A 7,851-nucleotide genomic window follows, 5' to 3' on the forward strand; every position below is an offset into this window, starting at 1 on the left:
GTCCAACAAGTCTTACTGGATATTCTCCAGCCAATCTTCGATCCGATGTTTCATCCATCGAGCTATGGATATCGTCCGAAACGAAGCTGCCATGATGCCATCAGTAAAGCGACGCTGTTTATACGCAGAATAACTAAGACACCCATTGTTAAATCTAACGGATAAAATAATATGGATAGCATCGTTATATCTTCAGCCGCGTTCACACTAGCTATTGCTTGGATAAAGTTGATTCTTAGATTTGAATTTTACTGCTAATAACTCGTTTGTGGACAACCCCAGATTAGAGTAATAGCCCTAATTCGGCCCAGCCCCTTTATCTGTTTTCTACTTTTCAAAAACTTTATTTAAATTTAAGCCGATACCAGCAAAATTCGGCTGAAACATTAGGTACTTGCTTAACCCCCTTAACATATCCAACAGATATTGCTTTTTTGAATACTTCCCTGTAACAAGAACTTCATTCAATTCGCAGATCAGTTCAAGTCTACGCTGCTCAAATACTGGTTCTGAACAAACAACCATTTTAAGTAACTTTAAGCTTGCTACTATGGCCAATTTATTTTCAAATTTCGTCGCTGTGTAAGCATAATTTACTGAAAAATCAAAAAAATCAGACTTTTCCAACTCCGAATAATTAACAGAGTCCAAAATACTCAAAGCTTCCTTATCTGATTTATCTGTAAAACAGAGTGCAATAAATACTTTAATTACCTCTTTACCTGACAATTCATATGCATGTTGATAAGTGCTTATCGCAGCATCAAATTCAGATAAATGGAATAAGCAATTTGCCATAGCACCTAAGATTTCTGATTTGCCCACATCAGTTAGATCTCCAGTCTCAAGTAATTTTGCGAATTGGTAATAGGCTTGTTTTTTAAGCTTTCCATCTTTCCTTAGATCACCAAGCAAACTTGTACATCGAGCATATATTACTTTGCTATATATTGGGTCATCATCTGCTTCAACATATTCATCTTTTGCTTGGGTTATAAGTTGCAGAGCGGAATCTTCATCACACACATAAAGATAGCTTATCGCAATAGCCATACGATACTGCAGTATATGACCCTTATCAGTTAATAGTGAAATTAAGTATTCGTATAAATGTATCTTTTCCTTGAGGGGAAGCTTTTCACTCATAAAGTGAAGGTACAACTCAATTATTTCCGTATCTTTTTCTTCAGAGATCGGTTCAAATTTGGTAACTTCTTTCTCTCCAACTCGCTGTGACCAATTACCTGCTACCTTTGATAGAACCTGATAGTATGTCACTTTTTTCTGCCACCTCGGATCTAGAATATTTCTCCTAAGGCGTTCACAAACACTTTCAAATTCCTCAACCACGTTCAGTTTTCGGTAACAATCTAACAACAACTCTACTAAATAACTCAATGCTTTTATATCTATATCTAAGAGGTTGATCACACCCTGATTATTATATTGGATATAAGGTTCAGTGTTAGTTTTATGACAGATTGTATAACATGTGATTTTTTCTCTGGTTGCTTTTATTGCCTTAGAGATGTCCCCCTTATTAATTAGATCAATTAATTCTGAGGATGAACGACCTGCTATTACATGATGATTGCCATAGCAACAATGCTTAAACTTTTCGCCCGAACCACATAAGCAAAGAGATTTCTTAGGTGGTTCATATTTTTTTATTTGATTACTCATAGAAATCCTCTGACAACAAAATAACTAAGACACCCATTATTAAATCTAACTGATTGGGTGTTTTTGGGGAAAGGCTTTGGTTGCAAAGCGCGAAAAAACAGGTGGAATATTGATACGAATCAACTACTTGCGCTGCTAGCTCTGCTTTTCTGCTTTTCTACTTTTCTACTTTTCTACTTTTCTACTTTTCTACTTTTCTGCAAAGAGTGAGTGAGTGCTGCTAGCTTAACTTCAACCCTGAATGGCTACTTTCAACCTCTTACTTAAGACGTTGAGTCTCGCCAGCGTTTCCCTAACTGCACCCAATGTAACCTACTTTGGTGGTGAGTTTCAATATGCAGGCCAGTATTTTATTGAAAAACATAGCTTTTATCGAAAAACCTATAACAAAAAATAACCATGAAAGAAATAACCAAGACATCCAATTTTTTTCACTGCTAGATATCCTGTACCTACTAGAACTTGATTGCCTGATAAGGCAATCTCAGCGAGATTTAAGGCCTGAGTCCTGTTTGTTGAACGCCATTTTTAGCTTGTTATAAACCAGCGCCAGAGTCTCTGGCTTCAACTGAGCCAGCAGGTTACCCGAGATCACTAAACTCAAACCTAAGCTCGAATACACAGACCAGTGGTAAACTTCAAACAGACTCCCTGCCCCCTGTGTCCGGCTGTGTCCGGCTAGACACGGCTAGACACGGCTAAGGCGACGATAGGCGTGATCAACAGCAGATAATATAGATGTGCCTGTCCTATTTTTTTGGTTCCTCCCTGCCATTGACAGTATCCCGTAAGATACTAGCTAATTTAAGCATTTAGCTATAAACGCTAAATGCCTTTTGATCACTTAATTTTTACATCCAAACCAAGTGACATTAAGGTTCCTACCAATGTTGTGATTACCACAGATAGTAATGAACCAATCAGCACATACTCAGTCATACTTCGGTCGTTTGATTTATTCAATTCACCAAATCTAAATATTGACTTAGCTGCCAATACAAAACCCACCGCTGCATAACTTCCCACAAGCGTAAAGGTCAATATTAACACTCGCTCTAAATAACCGATTAACTCACCACCAGCGACAAGACCATTAACACTATTATCTCCATCGGTGCCTGATATTGGATACTTTTTTAAGACGCTACCAATCACAATCGAAGTCGGCTTGAGAATTAGCAAGTAACCAAAGGCCACTATAACGCCACCTGAGAACTTCTCATGCTGTAGCACTGCATCAATAGTTAAACTGCCTGCCATGTGAAAAGCAATAGCTGCTAGTACCGATACATGTAAAGTCTGGTCAATAACAAAATAGGAAAACTTATCGCCATTTGGTGTTGTTACCTTCCACAGATCGATAACAAAATGACTTATCGCTACGATAGCTACCAAGCAAGCAGCTGAACGCCAATCAATCCCTAAAACTATCGCAGGAACAAATAATGCGCCGCCGTGTAATAGTGAGTGAAGGTACAGCTCAGGTGAACGGTAAGTGTGAGCTTTCTTTGCATCTACCCATCGGTTTGGTTGAAGGTAAAAGTCACAGATGATGTGAATCAACAAGAATGGTATTAGAACACCAAAGAAATCAAACATACTTGAGTCCTGTTACTTGATTTATAAATCGACAATTTAGCTCACTGACTAGCGGCCAACCTGAAGCTTTAAGTGACTTACTGGCAGTAGCGCTAGCAATATTGAGCTTTTCTGCTAAATCATTAATCGACAAAGCTTCATTGGTTCGAAGCATTGCAAGCATCACTTCACATTGGCGCGAAGTTAATTCTGTTAGTTGTCTATCAAGATACTTAAAGAGTAAGTCAAAGTGCTCAGTGAGTTCGAAGTGGTCAGAGTTAAAACACAACCTGTCGCTTTTCAAGGCTTTTAGTCCACGGCCAGAAAGAACAAATGCAGCACCCATCGATTCAGAGACCGACTCACGCAAATCCGCATTAGAGGCAATGGCAAAGCTAATACGACTATCAAACTTTTTACCAAGCGCTTTAATACCAATCCGATAAACGATGGTGTATCTCAGAGCATTTTCAATATCATGCACCACGGACTGAAACTCATCACCACGCTCAATACTGTGCGCATTTGATGAATTTCCTTCGGTGATCAATTTTTGAATATCTTTGATTCGTTTAAGTAGTTGTTCAAACTGATCAAAGGTTAGCTTGGTTGAGTTGACAATATCGCCGCTGATCACTGCGATAGGTTTATAGGTAGACTCCACTTTAAAACTCCTTTTTGCATGCAGAACTCAATTTAGCCGTTTTCGACTAACAATGCAAATTTAGCCGCTTTTGGCTAATAATAATATATTAGCCGTTTTTGGCTAATAGCGGAGAATTAGCCGTTTATGGCTGAACGACTCATGGAGCTTGTTATGAAGCGTAAATAGCTAAGACACTCAGGATTGTCAGTACAACGACGAGCAAAAACATAGCAAGCTCAATTTTGTGTTCCAGACAAGAGGCATGCGATGCAAGATAAGGAAATTTTAACGAATAGAAAAACCGTACTAGAAGCAGCAAAGGAGAGAACAAAAATAAGAGCCAGCCATTACTAATCAGTAACTTAACGACACAGAATCGAACTTTCAACTTGACCTAGTGTAAATGGCTGAATATTTCCGATAACATCTAAATAAAACCTGTCTAACGCCATAAAATTGATGTGTTTGAAACAAAAGAGGGATTTTTAGGCAGAGCTTGTTACCTCAATGATTGAGGATAGAAAGGAGATAAAGTCTGTTGATTGAGCCGAGTTATCTGCTAGTTTCTAGATATTGACAACACTTAGCAAAGTGCCGTGGGCGCTTACCCAAGTGCTCACCATAGCTAGTCAGTTCTTGTAGTGTGCCTACTGGCCCATGAAACAGCTTGCCAAATTCAGAAGTGATTTTTATCCAGTTATCGCTGGGAATATTGAACCTGGTTAATATCTTAGATACACTTGAAGATATAGCCCCACGCTTATCATCACGAATAATCCTACCAGTTTCATCAACTAACTTAAGATAGTCTTCGAGTGAAAAATTAATGCCTTTAGGTTGATTGAGGCACTCATTACCAATAAAAGGCAGCAGTTTTTCTGGTTGTTTACCTTTTAAAGCGGCGTTAACTCGCAATTGGAGACTCGTGTGGTCAGAGTCTTCCGGGGTTTTAGCCATTGGGCTCTAATAGGATTGAGTTCTACATAAGCCATACAGGCCAGCACTGCAGCTTCATCGAGTAACGCTTGGCTTTTGAACCTCCCTTCCCAAAAATGCCCAGTGCAGTTATCTTCCTGATTCGCTTTTCTGGCAATAGGCTCATTGAGGCAGCGCATAAACCAACTTATGTCACTCAATCGACTGCGATACTGGGCTATTGAATGTTTGAGGGCGATGATTTCATAGCTTTCTATTCTCTCACCTTGTACAAATTTCTGAGTGATTTCAGTCCCTTTAAACAGTTGATGCCAATGCTCGACGACCTCCCTATCTGTCCAGCTATTTGCTAACTCAATATCTATCCTCAACACCAGATGAAGATGATTAGACATCACCGCATAAGCAGCGATGTCGATAGTAAAGATTACACCTAACTTAAGTAACTGAGATTCAACCCAATCTCGTCGATGTTCATAGGATTTCCCTGTGTTTGGATCGACTCCTGTGAGCCAGGCTTTGCGAACACACCTTGAGACTGCGTGATACCACGGCGCATCTTCAATACTAATCTGAGTTCTTCTTGGGCGTGGCATAATCTAAAGCTTAGTAGTTGCCCCTTGATTCATCAATTAACAATGCCTGTCTCGATTTATCTCACTTGTTTATTTATCCCTCTACTTTTTCTTAAGAACTAACCTTCTCTGAAGACTAATCTTCAGAGTTAGCACCGATTTTGTGAATCGATAAGTCAGCACCATTGTATTCCGATTCTTCATCTAAACGAATACCTACTATCTTGTCGATAATGCCGTATATCAAGAAGCCACCGATCACCGCGACTGCTATGCCCGCCAATGAACCGATAAGCTGAGACATAAAGCTAACTCCGCCCATACCACCCAATTCTTCTTGACCAAAGATACCTGCCGCAATGCCGCCCCATAATCCACTTAGACCGTGCAAAGGCCACACACCTAATACGTCATCGAATTTAGGGAGTTTGTTTTGCACGTAGGTGAAGGTAAATACAAACAAGCCACCAGCAATCGCGCCAACAATGAGTGAGCCCATTGGGTGCATTACATCAGACCCCGCACAGACTGCAACGAGACCGGCCAATGGGCCGTTATGAATAAAGCCTGGATCTTTTTTGCCGACAACCATGGCTGCGATAATACCGCCTACCATTGCCATTATGCTGTTTACAGCCACTAAACCAGAGATGCCGTCCATTGTTTGTGCAGACATTACATTAAAGCCAAACCAGCCTACGGCCAAGATCCAAGCACCTAACGCTAAGAAAGGAATATTTGAAGGTGCAAAAGCAACAACACGGCCATCACGATAGCGTCCTTTACGAGAACCCAATACGATAATCGCAGCAAAACCAATCCAACCGCCAACACCGTGTACAACAACAGAACCGGCAAAGTCATGAAAAGCAGCCCCAAAGTTTGCTTCTAACCAGCCCTGGAAGTTAAAACCAAGTACCGAGTTGCTATTCCAGATAATGCCTTCAAAGAATGGATATACCAGAGCAACAATCAAAGACGATGCAATTAGCATTGGGTAAAACTTAGCACGCTCTGCTACACCACCAGATACGATGGCCGGGATTGCCGCAGCGAAGGTTAATAGGAAGAAGAACTTAACCAGTTCGTAACCGTTACTTTCAACCAGCTCTGTTGCACCAACAAAGAAGTCAATGCCGTAAGCTATTTGATAACCAACAAAGAAGTACGCGATGGTCGAGATGCCAAAGTCGGTTAAGATTTTAACCAGGGCGTTTACTTGGTTTTTATGACGAACCGTACCCACTTCTAAGAAGGCGAAACCTGCGTGCATGGCCAAAACCATGATCGCACCTAATAAGATGAACAGAGTATTTGAACTTTGAACTAAAGTTTCTACCGCGCTGGATACACTTGCTAAATTTTCAGTCGCCACGTTAAGGCCCTTTTTCTATTTTGTTTTACTATGACTGTCTTTTTAAAATACCCGATCGCTATCTTTGATTAAAAAGCAGTCGGATATTTAATTCATGCTCAGTGAGTGCATATTTCGCACCAAATTGTCAAATTTTACATAAATAAAACAAAAAAACGCTTCATTACGGTGCAATACCCGCAGTGGAGCGCCCTAGATAGACACTTTATTTTTCTACTTCTTCTTCTTTGAGTGACGAATATAGAAAGTGTTGAATATTCACACAGCCCGAATCGTCATGAGGCACTGATTTGGCGCATACATTATCGATAGTGAACTGTTTTAGTGCACGATCATGCATATCGATTGGTCTGATTTAGATGACAGAAAGGAGAGTTTTGTATTCCGCGCCTCCCTTGCTGCTCAAGGTGTTCTTTAACACTCTACACCGTACCAACTATCCTTACACAAGGGATGAACGTATCAGCAGCATTCCACTGACGCGTAGCTGGACATATTTGTCGAACTGGCCGTTAAACATGGAAGACCCTTATCAAAGTAAGAGTGCGTAACCCTCGCCGGACAGGCTATAAATGACCATGAAGGAACGAGCTTCAAACACACTCTCCAATACCCACTCAGCCAGAAGTTAAACCTAAAAATGTAACCAAGCTTCATTGGAAGAATCACTAAAGCGCTGAATTTCCGCCCACCAGCATTGCGGGGAAAACGCGCCCTAGAGTCACTATCGACAATTAGAAAAGCTAAATCGAAGAGATGAATATCTTGTAAATCAACAGGTGTAGATGCGGCTGCGAGCTTCCAAAAAAGGGACTTTTTGGCAGAGCTTCCATGGACGGACTTGCAGCGTCTCGTAGAAGTATCTGCATTAAGGCCCGCTGCAAGCGATAAGTTACCATGAAGGGCCGACCTCAAATACACTTCCAAACATAAAACCAGCCGAATGAAACACAGTAAATGTAACCAAGCTTCATTGGAAGAATCGACAAAGGGCTGGATTCCCGCCCACAAGCATTGCGGGAAAGACGAGTATTAAGATGCGGAAAGACGAGTATTAA

The 7,851-nt window shown here is 40.7% G+C and carries 5 protein-coding genes and 1 pseudogene; 1 reads left to right on the forward strand and 5 read right to left on the reverse strand.

Annotated features, from left to right (window positions below):
• Positions 1–327 precede the first annotated feature (327 nt).
• From HRU42_RS19740 to HRU42_RS19760, 5 genes and pseudogenes are all read right to left on the reverse strand, one after another.
• Entirely contained in the window at positions 328–1,683 is a 1,356-nt protein-coding gene (locus HRU42_RS19740) for an SEC-C domain-containing protein (protein WP_295033663.1), read from the reverse strand.
• An 840-nt stretch (positions 1,684–2,523) separates the two neighbouring features.
• Positions 2,524–3,282 carry a DUF3307 domain-containing protein gene (locus HRU42_RS19745; protein ID WP_295033665.1) on the reverse strand — a complete coding sequence of 253 codons (759 nt, stop codon included), beginning with the start codon at positions 3,280–3,282 and terminating at the stop codon, positions 2,524–2,526.
• Positions 3,275–3,925 carry a hypothetical protein gene (locus HRU42_RS19750; protein ID WP_295033666.1) on the reverse strand — a complete coding sequence of 217 codons (651 nt, stop codon included), beginning with the start codon at positions 3,923–3,925 and terminating at the stop codon, positions 3,275–3,277. The genes HRU42_RS19745 and HRU42_RS19750 overlap by 8 nt, the downstream gene beginning before the upstream one ends.
• A 534-nt stretch (positions 3,926–4,459) precedes the next feature.
• Positions 4,460–5,439, reverse strand: a pseudogene (locus HRU42_RS19755) (transposase).
• Positions 5,440–5,554: 115 nt separating this feature from the next.
• Positions 5,555–6,793: an ammonium transporter gene (locus HRU42_RS19760; protein ID WP_295033668.1), complete on the reverse strand. Its 1,239-nt coding sequence runs from the start codon at positions 6,791–6,793 to the stop codon at positions 5,555–5,557.
• Between the two features lie 359 nt (positions 6,794–7,152).
• Here HRU42_RS19760 and HRU42_RS19765 point away from each other — a divergent pair, with 359 nt between their 5' ends.
• Positions 7,153–7,344: a hypothetical protein gene (locus HRU42_RS19765; protein ID WP_295033669.1), complete on the forward strand. Its 192-nt coding sequence runs from the start codon at positions 7,153–7,155 to the stop codon at positions 7,342–7,344.
• The last annotated feature ends 507 nt before the right edge of the window (positions 7,345–7,851 follow it).

The sequence above is a fragment of the Shewanella sp. genome (assembly GCF_013214165.1).
In the GTDB taxonomy this organism is placed as follows: Bacteria; Pseudomonadota; Gammaproteobacteria; order Enterobacterales; family Shewanellaceae; genus Shewanella.